Genomic DNA, 14,319 nt, shown 5'->3' with positions numbered 1-14,319 from the left:
TCCCGGACCCGGGGCGTGGGGGACGGAAGGGACCGTGATGACGGAACAGGCGGTCGTGACGGGCGCGTCGAGCGGGATCGGCGCCGCGTTCGCCCGGGAGCTGGGCCGCCGCGGGGTCCCGGTACTGCCGGTGGCGCGCGACGCGGAGCGGCTCGGCGATGTCGCCGCCGGGGTGCCGCGGTCCCGGACACTCGTCGCCGACCTGGCGACCGACGCCGGTCTGGCCGCCACCGAGCAGGCGATCGCCGAGGCCCCGGTCGGGCTGCTGGTGAACAACGCCGGGACGGCCGGGCCGGGCACGCTCTCCGAGCACACCGACCACGACATCGACGCCCAGGTCGCGCTGAACCTCACCGCCGTGGCGCGGCTCTCCCGGGCCGCGCTGCCCCCGATGCTGCGCCGCGGTAGGGGCGGGGTCGTCATGGTGTCCAGCTCGGCGGCGGTGCACCCCACGGCGGGCACCCCCGTCTACTCGGCGACGAAGGCGGCGGTCGAGGCGCTCGCCGGGGCGCTGCGCCACGAGGCGGCGCCGCACGGGGTGCGGGTGACCGTGGTGCGCCCGGGGTTCACCCGGACCCCGTTCCACGAGCGGCACGGCGAGGACGTGTCCTGGGTCCCGGCGTGGCGGTGGGCGACCCCGGAGCAGGTGGCGTCGGCCGCGCTGGACGCGCAGCGGCGGGACACCGCGGTGGTGGAGGTGCCCGACACCCGGATGCGGGACGCCGCGGGCCGCGTCCTGGGCCCGGTGGTGCGGATGCTCGGCCGCCGCAATCGTCACTGAAGGTCACTGTTCGGTTGCGCAACGCCCCGGTTCCTGCTGGTCTGCGCCGCACGGGCCGTCGTCGTCGCGACACCCCGTAACGTTGATCAGTGGTGGGGCGACCTCGCCCGCGGTGCGGCCGACCGGGCCGCCGGCGGTGGAGGAACCACTGATGGACGTCGAGACGACCGCGATCGAGGGCGTGCTGCTCTTCCGGCCGCGCCCCTTCCGCGACGACCGGGGCTTCTTCTCCCGCACCTACGACGACGCCGTGGCGCGACAGTGGGGCATCACCCGCGCCGACTACGTCCAGGACAGCCAGTCCCGCTCCGGGCACGGCGTGCTCCGCGGGCTGCACGGCCGCAACCACGGGGGCGAGGGCAAGATCATCCGGGTGGCGCACGGCGCGGCGCACCTGGTCGTCGTCGACGGACGACTGGAGTCGCCGACGCTGGGCCGTCACGTCGCCGTCCGGCTCGACGACCGCGACCTGGTCTCGATCCGGGTGCCGCGCCGGATGCTCGTCGGGCTCCAGGTGGTCGGCGAGGTCGCCGACGTCTGCTACGCCATCGACCGCGTGCACGACCCGATCCAGGCCGTCTCGGTGCACTGGGCCGACCCCGACCTCGGCGTCGACTGGCCGATGCCGCCGTCGGCCACCAGCGAACGGGACCGTGTCGCGCCGTCCTGGGCGGACTACCTGCGCACCCTCGACGGCGCTCCGGTCGAGGTCCCCAGCACGCGCGACGAGGGCCGCCGATGACGGCCTGCCGGTTCTGCGCGGGGACCGACGGGGAGGTCGTGCTCGACCTCGGTGTCCAGCCGGACTGCGCGACCTTCCCGCCCGCCGCCGACCCGGGGCCGGACGCGACGTCCCCGTTGCGCATGTGGCTGTGCGACGCCTGCGGGCTGGCCCAGCTCGCCGAGGACCCGGGCGGGGTGGAGGAGGTCGTCGGCCTGGAGCCCGCGGCACTGGTCGAGCAGGGCCGGTCCGCCGTCGCCGCCCTCGCCGCGGCCGGCGTCGTCGGACCGGGGGTGTCCTTCGTCGAGTACGGCAGCCCGCACGGCGGTTCCTGGGTGGCCGACCTCTCCGCGACCGGCGCGACGCCGGTGGCACCGGACGAACCGGCCGACGTCGTCGTCGACAACCTCGGTCTCATGCACGACGCCGACCAGGCCACCGCCGTACGTGAGCGGGCCGCCCGGCTGCGGCCGGGCGGGACGCTGGTGATCGGGTTCCACACGCTGCACGCGATCGTCGAGGGCGCGCAGTGGAACGCCCTGCGCCACGGCCACTTCGCCTACTACTCGACCCCGGCGCTGGTCGGGATGCTGGAGACCGTCGGCCTCGCCGCGGTCCGGGCCTGGTGGTTCCCGCTCTACGGCGGCACCGTGCTGCTCGTCGCGCGGGCGGGCGGCGAGCAGCAGGAGTCGGTGCGGGCGATGGTCGCCGCCGAGGACGCCGCCGGCGTGCGCGACGCGGCGACGGTCTCGTCACTGCAGCGGGCCGCGGACCGGACGACGACGGGTGTGCGGGAGTTCCTGGAGGCCGAGCGCGCCGCCGGTCGCCCGGTGTGGGGCTACAGCGCGGCGTCGCGGGCGGTGGCGCTGCTGTCGCGGGCCGGGATCGGCCCGGACCTGCTGCCCGCGATCGCCGACGGCTCGGTCGCCAAGCAGGGCAGGCGCACACCGGGGACGGCGATCCCGATCGTCGCCCCGGACGCGCTCGTCGCGGCGGCGCCGCGGTCGGTGCTGCTGTTCGTCGACGATCTGCTCCCGGAGATGCGCCGCGCATTGCCGCAGGTGGAGGCGACCGGCGGCCGGTGGCTGCTCCCCGACACGCTCCCGGTCCGGGCGTGACCCGGCCCGGCCGGCGCCGGGAGGGCCTTCGTGCCCCGCCTCCCGGCGGACCGTCCGGGGACGCAGGGAATCAGCGACGGCGCAGCAGGGCCGAGGTGAGCCGGGCGGCGCGACCGGACGGGCGGCCGTGGGCGGAACCGGTGCGAGCGTGGAAGGCGCGGCAGGAGGTGCCGCAGACACCGCAGTCGGTGCCGGCGCGGTAGTGGTCGTGGGCGTCGCGCTCGTGACCGCAGCGGCACAGGTCGACCGCGACCGAGGTGGTCGCGACGGGCGGCAGTGCGGTGTTCTCGGCAGCGGCCCGCGGAGCCGGGATCGCGGCGGCGGGGGCGGTGCCGACGGGGACGGTGGTGGCGGGGGTCTCGGGCGTGACGTTCATGGTTCCTCCTCGGTGCACGAGGGCCGTGCGGCCGTGCTGCCCCTGATATCGCCCCGTCCGTCGGGACCGTCAGCACCAGCGCCGTGGGTTCCCTGCATCTGATGACACAGCACGTCCCTGTGACTGCGCTGTGTGCACACTGAAGGTCTGTCGTGCACGGTCCGGTGGCGTGTCGCACCACCGGGAGTGGGACCGTGCGGTGTCGCGTAACGCCGTGCGCGTGGCCGCGACGGACCGGACGACCGCCCACGCCCGACCCAGGAGACCCGATGCGCAATGCCGTCCCCCCGACCCGGCACGACGACGTGGTGCCCGGCCCGCGTGGCGGGCCTCCCCGTCGGCGCGGGCGGCGGGTGCTGGCCGTGCTGCTGGCGCTGGTGCTCGTGCTGCTGCTCGCGGTCGGCGGCGTGGTGGCCTACCTGACCTCCAGCATCGGCGGCGGCATCGCCCGCATCCCGGACGCGTTCCGCGGGATCGACGGGGGCAGCCGTCCCGCCACGTCCGGCGGCACCACGTTCCTGCTCGTCGGCACCGACTCCCGGGCCGAGGCACCCACCACCGGCACCGACGCCGCCCCGGGGGTCGACGCCGGTTCCCAGCGGTCCGACGTGATCATGCTCGGCACCCTCGCCCCCGACGGCGAGCACGCCAGCGTCGTGTCGATCCCGCGCGACTCCTGGGTCGACGTCCCCGGCCGCGGCATGAACAAGATCAACGCCGCCTACGCCTTCGGCGGTGCCCCGCTGCTCATCGAGACCGTGGAGAAGCTGACCGGGGTGCGGGTGGACCACTTCGGCGTCGTCGACTTCGCCGGGTTCACCTCGCTCGTCGACTCGGTCGGCGGCATCGACGTGACCGTCGCGCACGCCACCAGCAACGCCGGGGTGGACTTCCGGGCGGGGGAGAACCACCTCGACGGCGCCCAGGCCCTGGCCTACGTCCGTCAGCGCCACGGCCTCCCGAACGGCGACATCGACCGCGCCGCCCGCCAGCAGAACGCGATCAAGGCGCTGCTCGCGACGGTGCAGGAGAAGGCCACCACGGACCCGACCGCGCTCTACTCGTTCGCGACCAGTGTCGGCGACGCGGTGAGCGTGGACGACTCGCTGTCGAACACGGGGCTGGTCCGGCTGGCCCTGGAGAACCGCAACCTACGCGGGTCGGGCGTCGCGTTCGTGACGGCGCCGGTGGCCGGGCTGGGCCGGGAGGGCGAGCAGTCGGTCGTCCACCTGGACGAGCAGCGCAGCGCGGAGCTGTGGGGAGCGGTCCGCAACGGGTCGGTGGCGCAGTACGCGGACCGCAACCCGACGGAGGCGCTGAGCTCGACGCCGTCGTGATCTATATCGTTCCTCGATGTACTGTTCTTCGATGTATCGAGGAACGATGCATCTGGGGGGGTGTCATGACAGTGGATTCATGGGTGCTCAGCGCCGTCAGGCTGGTCGCGAGGCTCTACTTCGTGCTGCTGGCGGTCGGGCTGGCGGTCCTCGCCGCGGCGGCGGTCGGGAAGATCGGACAGTCGCTGGCCGGGGAGCCGACGTCGTACGTGTTCGAGCTGGGGTACGACCACCCGCCGCTGGCGGACTCCGCGCGGATGGTCGAGGGAGCGCCCCTGGTGACCGGCCACGACTCGCCGCGCCTCGGCTCGGTGCTCGCCGAGCTGCCGCAGCTCCTGCCCACTCTCTACGGGGCGGTGGTCATCGGCCTCGCGCTGCGGGCACTGGACCTGGCGCGGGAGCGGGGCCTGTTCTGCGACGGCCTGCCGCACAGGGTGGGCCTGCTGGGCTGGGCGCTGGCGGGCCAGCCGGTGTGGGCCCTGGTCGAGGCGACGACCACCGCGTACCTGCGCAGCCAGGTGCTGGCAGGTGCGACCGTCGGCGGTGAGCTGGGCCCGGCGTTCGGCGCGGCGCTCGAGTGGTCGACGGTGGCCGTCGGCGTCGGGGTCCTGTTGCTGCGCTCGATCATCGTCGAGGGCGTCGGGATGCGGCGCGAGCTCGACGGGACGGTGTAGCGGTGCCGGCGGAGGACGGGGCGGCGATCGAGATCCACCTCGACGCGCTGCTGGCACAGCGGGGGATGACGCTCACCGAGCTCGCACGCCGGGTCGGTGTCACGCACGCGAACCTGTCGGTGCTCAAGAACGGCCGTGCCCGCGCGATCCGGTTCTCGACGCTGTCGGCGATCTGTGCGGTGCTGGGCTGCCAGCCGGGGGACCTGATGAGCCACCGGGTCGGGGAGCCGTCGCTCCCCGACCCGCGGTGAAGGCCGATCAGGCCCAGATCTTCCAGGGCGCCTCGCCGCGCGACCACAGGTCGTTGAGGTACTCGTAGTCCTTGAAGGTGTCCATCGCCGACCAGAAGTCCTCGTGGCGGTGCACGTTGAGCTGCCCGTCACGGGCCAGTCGCTGCAGCGGCTCGTGCTCGAGCCAGACGCCGTCGTCGCCGGGCTCGCCGAGGTAGCTGTCGAGGAACTCGCGCCGGAAGGCGAAGAAGCCGCCGGAGACGAAGCCGGTGACCTGGGTGGGCTTCTCGTTGAACTCCACGACCCGGTCGCCCTCGACGTTCATCTCGCCGAACTTGGAGGTCGGGTGCACCCCGGTGACGGTGCCGATCTTCCCGGACTCCTCGTGCTCCTTGGCCAGGGCGGTGATGTCGACGGTGCCGACGCCGTCGCCGTAGGTGAGGAAGAAGTTCTCGGTGTCGACGTACTGCGCGATCTTCCGGACGCGCGAGCCGGTCGCGGCCTCCAGGCCGGTCTCGGCGAAGGTGATCTCCCAGTCCTCGTCGACGCTGTTGTGGAAGTCGATGCGGTGCCGGTCCGACATGGACAGGGTGAAGTCCGCGGAGCGGGCCCGGTAGTCGAGGAAGTACTCCTTGATCGCCCAGCTCTTGTAGCCCAGGCACAGGACGAACCGGCGGAAGCCGTGCTCCCGGTAGGTCTTCATGATGTGCCAGACGATCGGCCGTCCGCCGATCTCGACCATCGCCTTCGGCAGGCTCTCGGAGGCCTCCCGGATGCGGGTGCCCTTGCCTCCGCAGAGGATGACGACGGGGGTCTCGGGATCCATGGGCTGAGTATCCGTTCCTTCGTGGGGAGCGTGGTGGGCGGCGGCGCCTGTCGTACAGGGGAACCGAACACCACTACCGCACTGTTAGCGCCGTGTGTCTGTTCGCCGGCTCACACCGTGCGGGAACGGACACGGTCCGTAACTCTAGTTTTACGCAGCGCGATGGTGCGTTGCTGCGACCTGGGGCGCCGCAGCGACGCCGCCTCGGCCCGGTGCTTCCGGTTCGGAAACATACCCGGCCGGCGCAGGTCGGTGGACGGTCGACCGCGGTGACCCGACCCCGGTCATGCACCTCATGATCTCCGCCGTCGTGGAGGAGGTGGGGGAACGGGGTCAGTAGGCGCCCCCGGCGCGGGCGATCGCACCGGCGGTGCGGGCCAGCATCCCGAACTCGGTGCCGTGCTTGCCGACGCGGGACTGGCGGAAGAGCACCGGGCCGCCGTCGAGCTTCACCGCGATCGCGACGGCCAGCATTACCGGGGCGAGCAGAAGGATGCAGCAGCGCGGCGACGGCGTTGAGGACCGTGTAGGCGCGGCCGGCGGTGCGGTCACGCTCAGCGGTCGATCATGGGTGGATCGAGGACGCGCATGTGGCACCGGGCTACCAACGCGGGTAGCGGACGGTCGACGCTGACGAACCGTTCTCGCATTCGACGCTGCAGGCGGGCCTGGTGACGTCGAGCGCCCGGCGGGTGCGGCCGTTCGGTGCGTCGTCGGACTCCAGTCCGGACAGCCGCAGGTCGTCCGCCCGGTCGAACCGGGCCGCGAGAGTGGAGCCGCACGTGGTGCTGTGTTGCCAGCAGCGTCGGGGAGCGACGAACGGCGACGCGGCGTAGCCGGTGTCCTGATCCCTCGGCTGCGATCGCGGGATCAGCGCGGTCACGGTGAGTGGTGAGAAGGTGCCGTGCACGACGCCGTGGGAGAGCGGCACGAGTGGCAAGCCTGATACGCCCTCTGTGAGACCGAGGCCGGTTATGCCCGACCGCGGAACAATTAAAACAGGACTGCTGCTGCGATCACAGCCCATCGTCCGGCCGGTGCGCATGTCAGTATGGCTGCTGACACAGACGTCAATAGTATGATCGATTGTGTGCTCGAGCGCCACCTCAGACTTTGCTTGATCAACACAGTCAGTGCGGAGCAGAATTCGTGATGCGTCGAGCCTGGTAGATCCTGTCGTCCGAAGGACCGAGATGCTGCACCTATCCGCTAGGAGAGAAGCTTGAGAGTCATGTTCGACTGCTACTGGTGGTTCGAGGGCCCGCCGTCGAACAGGCATGTTCTTCGCGATATTGTGACCACGTGGAGCACGGAATATCCGCAGGACGAGTTGGCCGGAGTGTTCTACGAAAACAACCGCAACGAGCTGGCCAAGGGTGGCGACTTCCCAGGTGTCTACTATTGGACCCGGCTGCGCCCCCACGGCTTGGGTGTGGCGTTGGGCAGCGGGGCGGCTTTGAGAGACTTTCAGCCGTGCGTGTACATCGGTCAGAACTTTACTCCGATCTTGAAGAATCCCGCCGTTAAACTGACGTACATACACGACTTGATGTTCCTCGAGCACCCGGAGTGGTTCTCCTTCGTCGAGCGTGCATACTTTCGCGGCATGAGTCTGACCGCTCGATTCACCGACTCGATCGTTACCTCGTCTGAATCTGAGGCCAAGCGAATCGCAAGGCATGTCTCCCGGCCTGTAGATGCAGTCGGTCTCGGCCTCAGTAGTGAACTGACCGAGATCACGCCAACGAAATCTGTCGCGATGCGACTCGGCCTGGTCGCCGATAGCTTCATTCTCGCTGTTGGACGCCTCAATAAGAGAGAGAACCTTGGACGGGCGATCGACGCAGCTCGAGCGAGCGGGCTTGTATGCAAGGATTTTCCGCTGGTAGTGGTCGGCGAGCGTGATGGGCGTCAATCACAGTTGTCTGAATCCGCACGCGAAGGGATAGATCGGAATGAGATTCTGTTTACTGGGTATATCGGCGACTCAGAGCTGACGTGGTTGTACAAGAATACTCGAGCGCTAGTCTTCGTGTCGTTCGATGAGGGCTTCGGGATGCCTCCGGTCGAAGCGGCATTCTTCGGCACGAAGTCGGTGGTGAGTGACATTCCTGTGTTCCGTGAGACACTTCAAGATAATGCCGTGTTTGTCAATCCGAATAACGTTCAAGATATTAGTCGAGGAATACGTCAGGTCTGCGATCAGCCTGCTATGCCGATCGAACCCTCGTGGTGGCAGAGCAAACACTCTTGGGAGGTCAGCGTTTCAAGAATCAGACACCTCGCCATGACATTAGCGCAAGAGCGGCGTTGAATCGTTCAGTATGCGTGATCCTGGACGACTCTCGCCAATGAGGCTTTGCCCACCTGGCAGACTGGTTGGTCGAGACCGGTACGGCGTGGCGTGACCCCGTACGGCTGAAGCTCCCGGCTGGCAGGCTCCGCTCGTGTTGCCCACCTGTGTACGGGTGGGACTTACGCTGACCTGGCTTGCGGTGGAGTGACCGCTCGTCTCCACCAGTCTGCCGCCCAGCTCAGACGCCATGAGTCGAACATTAGTTCGAGTAGAGTGGAGTGCGTGGACGGAACCTGGCAGACCGGCGACGAGGAGCTTCTCCTCGCGGTCGCGGCCGTCCAGGAGCGGATCAACCGCGAGTCCCACGCCCTGGTGGCGCTGGTCGCGGAGGTCGCGACCCGGGGCCTGGCCGAGGCACGGGGCTTCCGCCACACCGCGGACCTGCTGCGTACGGTGCAGAACGTGTCGCTGTCGACCGCGCGCGCCCGCGTCGACGCCGCCCGGAAGCTCTCGCCGCTGTTCCTGATCACCGGCGAGCAGGTCGACGCCGAGCTCCCCGAACTGGCCGCTGCGTTCGCCGAGGGCGCGGCGACGCCCGAGCACGTCCGCGTGATCGTCCGGGTGCTGGCTGCGCTCCCGCCGCACCTCGACGAACATCGGCCTGCGCTGGAGGCCGACCTGGTCCACCACGCCCGCGGCCTGGACCCCGACGCGGTGGAGAAGCTGGGCCGGCGCGCGATCGCGATGCTCGACCCGGACGGGCCCCGTCCCCAGGAGCCCACGCCGTCGCGCAACCGGCTCACGCTGCGCCCGCAGGGTGCGGGGTTCGAGGCGCGGGGCTGGCTGGACATCGAGTCCGCGGCGCTGCTGCGTACCGCCCTGTCGCCGCTGTCCGCTCCGGCCCCTGCCGACGGGCCGGCCGGAGCGGGGCGCGACGAGCGATCGACGGCCGAGCGCATGGGCGACGGGCTGGCCGAACTGGCCCGCCGCATGCTCGCGACCGACGGACTCGGGATCGAGAACGGGCAGCCGGTCGCGCTCACCGTGACCGTGCCGCTGGAGACCCTGACCACGGCCACCGGGGCGGCGCTGCTCGGGTTCGGTGCGGGCGGACTGGCCGCGCCGGTCCCTGCGCAGGACGCGCTGCGGCTGGCCTGCGACGCGAAGGTGGTGCCGGTCGTGCTCGCGGGCACGGGGGAGCCGTTGGCGGTCGGGCGCGAGCACCGGCTCGCGACCCGGGCGCAGCGCCGGGCCCTGGCCCAACGCGACGGCGGGTGCGTCTTCCCCGGCTGCGAGGCCCCACCGCAGTGGTGCGTGGCCCACCACGTCGTGCACTGGGCCTCGGGCGGAGCCACCGACCTGGACAATCTGGTGCTGCTGTGCCCGCACCACCACCGCATGATCCACACGGGGGACTGGTTGGTGCTGGTCACCAGCGGGTTCCCGGTTTTCCACCCGCCGCCCTGGATACCGGGCGGCCCCCACCGCAACCTCCTGCACCGTCCCGACCTGCTCGGCGGCGACGATCATTGCGCGCACGGCGACGACCCACCCGTGCCGATCGAGGATCTCGTCGGCGCCGGTGCCGGCCGCGGGCCGGTGTCGTGATCGCCCGGGCCGGTGTGCCGGGTCAGGCCACCGGCCGGACCTGCGCCGCTCCCTCGACACGACGACCGATCCTGCGGGCCAGCCGGTGCGCCGGGCGCTCCGCGACCCGGAAGAACACCTCTGCCACGACCAACGCGACCGGCACGGCGACCAGCATCGTCAGCCACACCGGCGGCCGGCCGCCGAACAACAGCACCGTCGAGATCACCACGGCGTCGTGGGTCAGGTACAGGCTGAACGACCGGCTGCCCAGCCACTGCACCCACGGCCGCTCCAGGACGCGGAGAACCGGAGGCCGGCACAGCGCCGCGACCACCAGCAGCAGCGCACCCACGATCTGCAGCGCCCGGGCCCCGGACACCACGATCCCGGGCACGTCCGGCGAGACCCGCGCGACCCAGTAGGAGGCAAGCAGCAGCAGCGCCACCACGACCAGCCACGGCCACACCGCACCGAGTCGTGCGGCGGCCTGCACGACCCGCTCGCGGTGCACGGCCAGCAGCACGCCGAAGCCGAACACGGGCAGGTAGCGCAGGGCGTCGGCGTCGAACACCGACCCGGCGATCATGGCCGCCAGCAGCCCGGCCGCCGACGGGACCACCAACCACGGCCGCCGGCGGCTCGCCACACCCAGCAGCACGTACGCCGGCAGGGCCAGGGAGAACCACACCTCCCAGGTCAGCGACCACAGCGGGTTGTCCAGGAAACCGGTGCCGCCCAGCAGCACCGCGTCGCGCAGCGCGCCCGGCAGGTCCGGGGCGGTGTGCGCGTCGACCCACCAGCTCCCGCCGGTCGGCACACCACGTGCGACCACGGCGGCCGAGCCCGCCGCGAACAGCAGCGCTGCCCACACCGGCAGGTACAGGCGGGGCAGCCGCTGTGCGTAGTAGGAGCCCCACCCGAACCCGTCCCGGGTCGCCGATCCGGTGAGCACGAAGCCGCTCAGCACGAAGAACAGCAGCACCGCCTCGGTGCCCGCCCACACCAGGTGCAGTGGGGTGTAGGCCAGCCACCAGGCGAGCGTTCCCGGTGCCGCGTGGCCCGTTCCGGCCGCCACCGCGGCCAGCGTCGGGTCGGTCATCAGGCAGTGGTTCACCACGACGACCAGGGAGGCGACGCCGCGCAGGCCGTCGAGGGCCGGCACACGGGACGGGGCAACGATCACGGGAATGGCCTCGGCGACGGCCGGTGATCGTTACCGGCGACGCGGGTCACAGGTCGTCGTCACGGCCGGGTGGTTCTGCCGCCGCGGCCCAGCGTGATCGGACGAACCGGAGAACGGTGTCGCGCATGACCACTCACCGCGCACCACTGCTGATCGGACTGCTGTCGGCCGGCCTGCTCGTCGCCGGGTGCGGCGGCGCGGCCGAGCCGGCGAACCAGGCGCCGGCGGCGCTGTCGTCCCCGCCCACCACCGCGGCGCAGCAGCCCACCGGGGAAGCCGGCCAGGTCGCCCGCTGCACCAGCCAGAGCCTCGAGGCGTCGGTCGGCACCACCCTCGGCAACGACCAGAAGGACACGACCATCGTCTGGCGCAACACCTCGGCCGCGCCCTGCACCATGACCGGCTTCGGCGGCGTCGACCTGCGCGGACCGGACGACCCGCAGTGGGGGCCGTCCTACTCGCTGCCGCGCGCGGCGGAGGAGCCGACCACGCTCGTCGTGAAGCCGGGCGGCACCGCGCACACCGTCATCACCTGGCTGCCCGGGGGCAGCTGGACGCCGACCGAGATCGTCGTGACCGCGCCGGACGAGACCACGTCGACGACGCTGAGGTGGGACCAGGGTCCGGTGCTCCGCCAGGACGGCGCGACCCGCCCCGGCACCTACATCCACCCGGTGGCGCCCGGCTCGGTGTGACCGGGGCGTCGCCACCCTGCGGTTAACGAAGCCACGGTCGTGACGTACAAGAGGGGCATGGACATCCATCCGACCCCGCTCCCCGGATCGGCTCTCATCGACCTGAGGCGACTCGAGGACGACCGTGGCTTCTTCGCGCGTTCCTTCTGCGAGCAGGAGTTCACCGACGCCGGGCTCGACCCGACGATCACCCAGTGCAACCTCTCGTACAACCACGAGGCGGGCACCCTGCGCGGCTTCCACTACCAGCTGGAGCCCAACGCCGAGGTCAAGGTCATCCGCTGCGTCCGCGGCGCAATCTACGACGTGATCGTGGACCTGCGCCCCGACTCCGACACCTATCTGCAGTGGTTCGGCGCCGAGCTGTCCCAGGACAACTACCGGGCGATGTACGTGCCGCGGAACTTCGCGCACGCCTACCTCACCCTCACCCCGGACGCGACGACGATCTACCAGGTCTCGACGCCCTACACCCCCGGTGCGGAGCGCGGCCTGCGCTGGAACGACCCGGCGCTCGACGTCGCGTGGCCGCACTCGGTCGACCACGTCTCGGACAAGGACGCGAACTGGCCCCTGCTGGCCGACAACGCCGACTTCCCGTCGGTCGCCACCGGGGCGGCGGGCCGCTGATGCTGATCCTCGACACCGCGCTCGCGAAGCGCGCCGCCGAGAACCGACCGATCCGGGTCGGCCTGGTCGGTGCCGGGTTCATGGGCCGCGGCCTGGTCAACCAGATCGTGAACTCCACCCCCGGGATGGACGTCGTCGCGATCGCCAACCGCAGCGTCGCCACCGGGGTGCGTGCCTACACCGAGGCCGGGCTGGAGCCGGTCGAGGTGTCGAGCACCGCGCAGGTCGAGGCGATGATCGCGAAGGGCGTCCCGGCGGTGCTGGGCGACGCGTTCGCGCTGCTCGCGGCGGAGAACATCGACGTGCTCGTCGACGTCACCGGCGCGGTGGAGTTCGGCGCGCGGGTCACCGTCGCCGCCATCGAGCGCGGGCTGCCCGTCGTCACGATGAACGCCGAGCTCGACGGCACCGTCGGCCCGCTGCTCGCGCACCGCGCCCGCGCCGCCGGGGTCGTCCTGACCGGCGCCGACGGCGACCAGCCCGGCGTCCAGGCCAACCTGCTGCGCTTCGTGAAGGGCATCGGGGTCACCCCGCTCGTCGCCGGCAACATCAAGGGCCTGCAGGACGAGTACCGCACCCCCACCACGCAGCAGGCGTTCGCCGAGAAGTGGGGACAGGACCCCTACATGGTCACCAGCTTCGCCGACGGCACCAAGGTGTCGTTCGAGCAGGCGATCGTGGCCAACGCGTTCGGCTTCACCGTCGGGAAGCGCGGGATGTACGGGCGCGACCACGCCGGGCACGTCGACGAGCTGACGCAGGCCTACGACGTCGACGAGCTGCGCGAGCTCGGCGGGGTCGTGGACTACGTGGTCGGCGCCAAGCCGGGCCCCGGCATCTACGTGCTCGGCACCCACGACGACCCGAAGCAGCGTCACTACCTGAACCTGTACAAGCTCGGCGAGGGCCCGCTGTACAGCTTCTACACGCCCTACCACCTGTGCCACTTCGAGGTCCCGAACACGATCGTGCGGGCCGTGGACTTCGCCGACGCCGCGCTGAGCCCGCCCGCCGGGCAGCGGGTCGACGTCGTCGCCACCGCCAAGCAGAACCTGCGGGCCGGGCACACCCTCGACGGGCTGGGCGGCTACGACACCTACGGCGTCGCCGAGGCCTCCCCGGTCACGCGGTCGGAGCGGCTGCTCCCGATGGGTGTGGCGGAGGGGTGCACGCTCACCCGCGACGTCGCCAAGGACGCCGTGCTCACCTACGACGACGTGACCCTGCCCCCGGGCAGGCTCGTCGACGTGCTGCGCGAGGAGCAGGAGAAGCTCTTCGCCTGAGCGACTCATCAGTTTTGCGTAACGCCGGCCCGCCCGAATGCGACAGGTGATCGAACGATCATCCTGCGTGAGGAGGCGACGGGTGCCGTTGCGCCGCTTCGACCGGACGTCCTGGCCCGAGCACGGCCCGCACCGCGAGCTCCTGGACCTGCTCGGCGCCGTCCACGACCGGAACGGCTGCCGGTCCGAGCGCGACATCGCGCGCAGGCTGCGGACCCCGGTGGCGCGGGTCCGCGGCATCGCCCGCGGGCGGATCCTGCCCGACGACGAGGCCGCGACCCGCGCGCTGCTCGCCGCGCTGGCCGGGGACGGGGGAGTCGACCCCGCCACGGCCGACCGGGCCGCGGCGCTGACCGCGGCCGCGCGCCGGGAGCACGACGGCGTCGCCCCGTGGCCGGCCGCCCGCCGGACGGGCGAGCCGGTGTGGCCGGACCCGGGATCCGCCACGTCGCCGGGGCCCACGACCGTGCGCCGCCGGACGAGGGTCGCCGCGGTCCTGGTCGTGCTCACCGCCGCGGTCGCCGTGGCCGTCGTGCTCTCGGGGTACCTGCCGCTCTGAGCCGCCGGTTCCCGGCCACC

Annotated in this window: 17 protein-coding genes; 12 read left to right on the top strand and 5 right to left on the bottom strand. The window is 71.6% G+C overall.

Annotated features, from left to right (window positions below; genetic code table 11):
- The first annotated feature begins 37 nt into the window (after window positions 1–37).
- From Ae717Ps2_RS20495 to Ae717Ps2_RS20485, 3 genes are all read left to right on the top strand, one after another.
- Complete coding sequence (locus tag Ae717Ps2_RS20495; RefSeq protein ID WP_075333780.1) at window positions 38–781, top strand: SDR family oxidoreductase; 744 nt, start codon at window positions 38–40, stop codon at window positions 779–781.
- A gap of 151 nt (window positions 782–932) precedes the next feature.
- Complete coding sequence (locus Ae717Ps2_RS20490) at window positions 933–1,523, top strand: dTDP-4-dehydrorhamnose 3,5-epimerase family protein (RefSeq protein WP_075312907.1); 591 nt, start codon at window positions 933–935, stop codon at window positions 1,521–1,523.
- Window positions 1,520–2,620: a class I SAM-dependent methyltransferase gene (locus Ae717Ps2_RS20485; RefSeq protein ID WP_075333779.1), complete on the top strand. Its 1,101-nt coding sequence runs from the start codon at window positions 1,520–1,522 to the stop codon at window positions 2,618–2,620. Before Ae717Ps2_RS20490 ends, Ae717Ps2_RS20485 begins: the two co-directional genes overlap by 4 nt.
- A gap of 70 nt (window positions 2,621–2,690) precedes the next feature.
- Here the strand turns inward: Ae717Ps2_RS20485 and Ae717Ps2_RS20480 are convergent, their stop codons facing one another.
- The gene (locus Ae717Ps2_RS20480; RefSeq protein WP_075310717.1) at window positions 2,691–2,996 is read right to left on the bottom strand and encodes a hypothetical protein; all 306 of its coding nucleotides are present in this window, start codon (window positions 2,994–2,996) and stop codon (window positions 2,691–2,693) included.
- A 269-nt stretch (window positions 2,997–3,265) separates the two neighbouring features.
- Between Ae717Ps2_RS20480 and Ae717Ps2_RS20475 the strand changes: the two genes are divergently transcribed.
- From Ae717Ps2_RS20475 to Ae717Ps2_RS20465, 3 genes are all read left to right on the top strand, one after another.
- Window positions 3,266–4,333 (top strand): LCP family protein, encoded by a 1,068-nt coding sequence (locus Ae717Ps2_RS20475; RefSeq protein ID WP_075333778.1) that lies wholly within the window; start codon window positions 3,266–3,268, stop codon window positions 4,331–4,333.
- Window positions 4,334–4,416: 83 nt separating this feature from the next.
- The gene (locus Ae717Ps2_RS20470) at window positions 4,417–5,007 is read left to right on the top strand and encodes a hypothetical protein (protein WP_075310721.1); all 591 of its coding nucleotides are present in this window, start codon (window positions 4,417–4,419) and stop codon (window positions 5,005–5,007) included.
- Window positions 5,008–5,009: 2 nt separating this feature from the next.
- Window positions 5,010–5,258: a helix-turn-helix transcriptional regulator gene (locus tag Ae717Ps2_RS20465; protein WP_075310724.1), complete on the top strand. Its 249-nt coding sequence runs from the start codon at window positions 5,010–5,012 to the stop codon at window positions 5,256–5,258.
- Window positions 5,259–5,265: 7 nt separating this feature from the next.
- On the opposite strand, the gene Ae717Ps2_RS20460 is transcribed toward Ae717Ps2_RS20465, so the two are convergent.
- The 3 genes from Ae717Ps2_RS20460 to Ae717Ps2_RS20450 form a co-directional block, all read right to left on the bottom strand.
- Window positions 5,266–6,063 carry a glucose-1-phosphate cytidylyltransferase gene (locus Ae717Ps2_RS20460; protein ID WP_020628449.1) on the bottom strand — a complete coding sequence of 266 codons (798 nt, stop codon included), beginning with the start codon at window positions 6,061–6,063 and terminating at the stop codon, window positions 5,266–5,268.
- Between the two features lie 333 nt (window positions 6,064–6,396).
- The gene (locus tag Ae717Ps2_RS40080; RefSeq protein WP_083695205.1) at window positions 6,397–6,537 is read right to left on the bottom strand and encodes a sugar transferase; all 141 of its coding nucleotides are present in this window, start codon (window positions 6,535–6,537) and stop codon (window positions 6,397–6,399) included.
- Between the two features lie 127 nt (window positions 6,538–6,664).
- A complete protein-coding gene (locus tag Ae717Ps2_RS20450) occupies window positions 6,665–7,168 on the bottom strand; it encodes a hypothetical protein (protein ID WP_139320103.1) in 504 nt (167 codons plus the stop codon).
- A gap of 126 nt (window positions 7,169–7,294) precedes the next feature.
- On the opposite strand from Ae717Ps2_RS20450, the gene Ae717Ps2_RS20445 reads away from it, so the two are divergent.
- Both Ae717Ps2_RS20445 and Ae717Ps2_RS20440 read left to right on the top strand, forming a co-directional pair.
- Window positions 7,295–8,377 (top strand): glycosyltransferase family 1 protein, encoded by a 1,083-nt coding sequence (locus tag Ae717Ps2_RS20445; RefSeq protein ID WP_075333777.1) that lies wholly within the window; start codon window positions 7,295–7,297, stop codon window positions 8,375–8,377.
- A 264-nt stretch (window positions 8,378–8,641) separates the two neighbouring features.
- On the top strand, window positions 8,642–9,967 hold the full coding sequence (locus Ae717Ps2_RS20440) for an HNH endonuclease signature motif containing protein (RefSeq protein ID WP_075333776.1): 1,326 nt from the start codon (window positions 8,642–8,644) through the stop codon (window positions 9,965–9,967).
- 22 nt (window positions 9,968–9,989) lie between these two features.
- Here Ae717Ps2_RS20440 and Ae717Ps2_RS20435 read toward each other — a convergent pair whose 3' ends face one another.
- Complete coding sequence (locus tag Ae717Ps2_RS20435) at window positions 9,990–11,132, bottom strand: acyltransferase (protein WP_075329685.1); 1,143 nt, start codon at window positions 11,130–11,132, stop codon at window positions 9,990–9,992.
- Window positions 11,133–11,257: 125 nt separating this feature from the next.
- Here Ae717Ps2_RS20435 and Ae717Ps2_RS20430 point away from each other — a divergent pair, with 125 nt between their 5' ends.
- The 4 genes from Ae717Ps2_RS20430 to Ae717Ps2_RS20415 all read left to right on the top strand — a co-directional run bounded on the left by Ae717Ps2_RS20430 (window position 11,258) and on the right by Ae717Ps2_RS20415 (window position 14,299).
- Window positions 11,258–11,827, top strand: coding sequence for a DUF4232 domain-containing protein (locus tag Ae717Ps2_RS20430; RefSeq protein ID WP_020628445.1), 570 nt, complete (start codon window positions 11,258–11,260; stop codon window positions 11,825–11,827).
- 57 nt (window positions 11,828–11,884) lie between these two features.
- Window positions 11,885–12,457 (top strand): dTDP-4-dehydrorhamnose 3,5-epimerase, encoded by a 573-nt coding sequence (gene rfbC, locus Ae717Ps2_RS20425; RefSeq protein ID WP_020628444.1) that lies wholly within the window; start codon window positions 11,885–11,887, stop codon window positions 12,455–12,457.
- Window positions 12,457–13,740 carry an NAD(P)H-dependent oxidoreductase gene (locus Ae717Ps2_RS20420; protein ID WP_075310738.1) on the top strand — a complete coding sequence of 428 codons (1,284 nt, stop codon included), beginning with the start codon at window positions 12,457–12,459 and terminating at the stop codon, window positions 13,738–13,740. Before rfbC ends, Ae717Ps2_RS20420 begins: the two co-directional genes overlap by 1 nt.
- A gap of 82 nt (window positions 13,741–13,822) precedes the next feature.
- On the top strand, window positions 13,823–14,299 hold the full coding sequence (locus Ae717Ps2_RS20415; protein ID WP_075310741.1) for a hypothetical protein: 477 nt from the start codon (window positions 13,823–13,825) through the stop codon (window positions 14,297–14,299).
- Window positions 14,300–14,319: the final 20 nt, after the last annotated feature.

The sequence above is a fragment of the Pseudonocardia sp. Ae717_Ps2 genome (assembly GCF_001932475.1).
Taxonomy (GTDB): Bacteria; Actinomycetota; Actinomycetes; order Mycobacteriales; family Pseudonocardiaceae; genus Pseudonocardia.
Note: the sequence above shows the minus strand (reverse complement) of the source record. Positions and strands in the feature narration are given on the sequence as shown.

Coding starts and splice junctions, on each gene's coding strand:
- Ae717Ps2_RS20430 (WP_020628445.1), top strand. CDS start 11,258: ATGACCACTCACCGCGCACCACTGCTGATCGGACTGCTGTCGGCCGGC.
- Ae717Ps2_RS20485 (WP_075333779.1), top strand. CDS start 1,520: ATGACGGCCTGCCGGTTCTGCGCGGGGACCGACGGGGAGGTCGTGCTC.
- Ae717Ps2_RS20420 (WP_075310738.1), top strand. CDS start 12,457: ATGCTGATCCTCGACACCGCGCTCGCGAAGCGCGCCGCCGAGAACCGA.
- Ae717Ps2_RS20495 (WP_075333780.1), top strand. CDS start 38: ATGACGGAACAGGCGGTCGTGACGGGCGCGTCGAGCGGGATCGGCGCC.
- Ae717Ps2_RS40080 (WP_083695205.1), bottom strand. CDS start 6,537: ATGCTGGCCGTCGCGATCGCGGTGAAGCTCGACGGCGGCCCGGTGCTC.
- rfbC (WP_020628444.1), top strand. CDS start 11,885: ATGGACATCCATCCGACCCCGCTCCCCGGATCGGCTCTCATCGACCTG.
- Ae717Ps2_RS20480 (WP_075310717.1), bottom strand. CDS start 2,996: ATGAACGTCACGCCCGAGACCCCCGCCACCACCGTCCCCGTCGGCACC.
- Ae717Ps2_RS20460 (WP_020628449.1), bottom strand. CDS start 6,063: ATGGATCCCGAGACCCCCGTCGTCATCCTCTGCGGAGGCAAGGGCACC.
- Ae717Ps2_RS20475 (WP_075333778.1), top strand. CDS start 3,266: ATGCGCAATGCCGTCCCCCCGACCCGGCACGACGACGTGGTGCCCGGC.
- Ae717Ps2_RS20445 (WP_075333777.1), top strand. CDS start 7,295: ATGTTCGACTGCTACTGGTGGTTCGAGGGCCCGCCGTCGAACAGGCAT.
- Ae717Ps2_RS20490 (WP_075312907.1), top strand. CDS start 933: ATGGACGTCGAGACGACCGCGATCGAGGGCGTGCTGCTCTTCCGGCCG.